We start from the raw sequence: 2,870 nt of genomic DNA on the forward strand, positions 1-2,870 counted from the left end.
GAACCTGACCGGCTTCGAGGTCGCCACCTACCTCGCCCCTGCCCCGCCCTCGCCGGCCAAGCCCGAATTCGGCCCCACAACCGAGCCGGCCCAGCCCGTCTACAGCCGCTACTGGCTCCACAACAAGGGGCCGGCGCCGCTCGGCTTCCTGCCCGTCTCCATCGCCGTCAGCCCGGGCCTCGTCACGCCGGCGGAGGGCACCTTCGAGGTGGAGGTCGTGGTCTCCTCCCACCTGACCGAGGAGCCCCATGAGGGTGTGGTGGATCTCCGCGTCCCCGAAGGCTGGACCGCCACCCCGGCCCAGCGCCCCTTCCGCCTGCCTCCGGGTGGCCACGTACGCTTCCCGGTCACCGTGACACCTCCCCAGCGGGACCCGGGCCTCTCCTTCATCTCCGCCCGCACGTTCGCCGGCGGCCAGCTCATCGAGGACGTCACCACCGTGGCGGTGGGCGACGACCTCCCCGAGCTCCCCGTCCCAGGCCCGCCTCCCGCCTCGGGCACCGCCGTCAAGGGCACCTCGTCGCCCCAGGCCCGCCCCACCGGCCTGTCGATCGCCCTTGCCACGGACGCCCTCTCCCTCCGTCCCGGCGACCGCACCGCCCTGGTCCTGCGACTCACCAACACCACGTCCGACGAGATCCGCGGCGAGTCCCAGCTGGCCTCCCCGTGGGGCACATGGTCGCTGCTTCCCCAGGTCATCCAGGGCTTCACCGTGGCGGCAGGCGAAACAGCGGACGTGTCGTTCCCGGTGGAGGCGCCGGCGGACGCACCGGACGGCCACGCCTGGGCACTGGCCAAGGTGATGTGGTTCGGCCGCTGCCAGTACTCCCCGGCGATCCGCCTGGAGGTGACCCGATGAGCGGCCACGTCCGCCACCGGCCGGTGGAGTCGCGCGGCGTCACCCTTGAGCCGACCGCCACCGCACCGACGACACCCGGCGGCGTCATCGGCTGGATCGACGACCGTCCGATCCCACGTGAGCACCTCGACCGGCGCCTCGCCGACCTGCGCGACGGGCCGCTCAGCGCGGCGCTCCCCGTTCCTGGCGGTTCCGAGGACCGCCAGCTGGCTCGCTGGCTGACCCAGGTCATCCTCACGGAAGCCCTGTGCGAGACCGCCGCCAGAGCCTTGGGACTGGCACCTGTGGAAGGCGCGCCGCTCGATCGTGTGGCGGCCGTCGAGCTGGGCTCGATCAACGCCGCCGCCTACAACGGCAACCCGTGGGTGCGCGCCCTGTTCGAGCACGTCACCGCGACGACGGAGATCCCGTCGGAGTGGCGCACCCTGCCCGCACAAGGCAACGCCACGAGGCACATCGTCCGGCACCGCCTCTTCGCCGACCGGGCGAGCGCGGAGCGGGCCGGTCCCGACGACCTCGATTCCCTCGGCGCCGTGGAGCTCGACTCGCTGCCGGCCGCGCTCGCCGAGGCGATCCGCCACCAGCCGCACGGCACACTCGTCGGCCCGATAAAGGATGCCCTGGGCTGGCACCTCGCGGTCACATCACCATCACACCCATCAGGAGCCGCCCCGTCGCCAGAGCAAGACACCTCCCGATCTCCTGGATCCGCCGACTCCCCACGCCACCACGGCCCCACCGCCCGGCAGGCGGATCGTCTGCTGGCGGCCGCGCGGCGGAGGGCCTTCGCACGCCGGCTCGATGAGCTGCGTGCCGAGAGGATCAAGCTAGTGCCCGGACTGGAACACCCTGGCGACCCCCGCCAGCCCGACAACCACCACAAACATTGATGACCTGCGTACTTGCCATTGACATCGGAGGAACCAAGCTCGCCGCCGCACTGGTGGACGAGGCCGGTTCCGTATTGTGCTCCGCTACCCGGCCCACGCCGCGTACGGACGTCATGTCCGCCCTGGCGGCCCTCATCGCGGAGGTGACCGAGGGCGGCCCGCCACCGCTGGCCGCCGGCATCGGCTGCGCCGGCCCGCTGGATCTTGCCACCGGCGCCGTCAGCCCCGTCAACATGCCCAGCTGGCGCGGGTTCCCCCTGCGGGAGGAGGTTCAGAAGCTGACCGGACTGCCCACCGTGCTGGCGGGCGACGCCCAGTGCTTCGCGCTCGGAGAGCACTGGCTGGGGGCGGGACGCGGCAGTGAGTCGTTGCTCGGGATCGTCGTGTCCACGGGCATCGGCGGCGGACTCGTGATCGACGGCGCGCCACTCCTCGGCCCCACCGGCAACGCCGGACATGTCGGGCACATGAGCATCGACCCGTACGGCGAACGCTGCGAATGCGGCGGGCGGGGATGCGTGGAGCGCTACTCCAGCGGCCCGAACATGGTCCGCTGGGCTCTGGCCAACGGCTGGACCCCCGCCGCTGTCGGCACGAACGCCGCCATCGACCGAAGCAACGAAACCGTCGTCGCCGCCACCGGCGGCCCCTCTGCTCCCAGCGGGGTGCAGGCGGACGGGCGGGCGCTTGCGCGGGATGCCGCAGCCGGCGACCCGGTCGCGTTGGCGGCGTTCGAGCGTGGGGCCAGGGCCCTGGCCGGCATGATCGCGTCTGTCGCGGCCGCCGCGGAGGTCACGACCGTGGTCGTCGGAGGCGGCGTGTCGGCTGCTGGCGAGGTGCTGTTCGAGCCCTTGGAGCGGGCGCTCGACGATGTGGCCGGGCTGCCGTTCGTCCGGGCGGTCGAGGTCAAGCAGAGCACCCTCGGGGTTCGTGCGAGCCTGGCCGGGGCCGCCAAACTGGCCTGGCAGGCACATCCGCCGAACGTGTGAATTCCGCGCGTGCCGCTTCGTCGCGGATCGACCGCCGCGAACGGCTCGGTGATCGACGCCGTTCCCCCGCCTCTCAGCCCTCCTCAAAGGACCTGTGCGAAGTGCGGCGGGTGGCGGGGGACGCCGGCGGAG

The 2,870-nt window shown here is 72.6% G+C and carries 3 protein-coding genes; all 3 read left to right on the forward strand.

Annotated elements, in window-relative coordinates; genetic code table 11:
- Positions 1–859: COG1470 family protein (locus ETD86_RS53635; protein WP_246149524.1), on the forward strand; the 859-nt coding region annotated here is incomplete at its 5' end.
- On the forward strand, positions 856–1,749 hold the full coding sequence (locus tag ETD86_RS53640; RefSeq protein ID WP_211370923.1) for a peptidyl-prolyl cis-trans isomerase: 894 nt from the start codon (positions 856–858) through the stop codon (positions 1,747–1,749). The genes ETD86_RS53635 and ETD86_RS53640, both read left to right, overlap by 4 nt.
- Entirely contained in the window at positions 1,749–2,738 is a 990-nt protein-coding gene (locus ETD86_RS53645) for an ROK family protein (protein ID WP_138674277.1), read from the forward strand. The genes ETD86_RS53640 and ETD86_RS53645 overlap by 1 nt, the downstream gene beginning before the upstream one ends.
- Positions 2,739–2,870 lie beyond the last annotated feature (132 nt).

Source organism: Nonomuraea turkmeniaca, assembly GCF_005889735.1.
Classification (GTDB): Bacteria; Actinomycetota; Actinomycetes; order Streptosporangiales; family Streptosporangiaceae; genus Nonomuraea; species Nonomuraea turkmeniaca.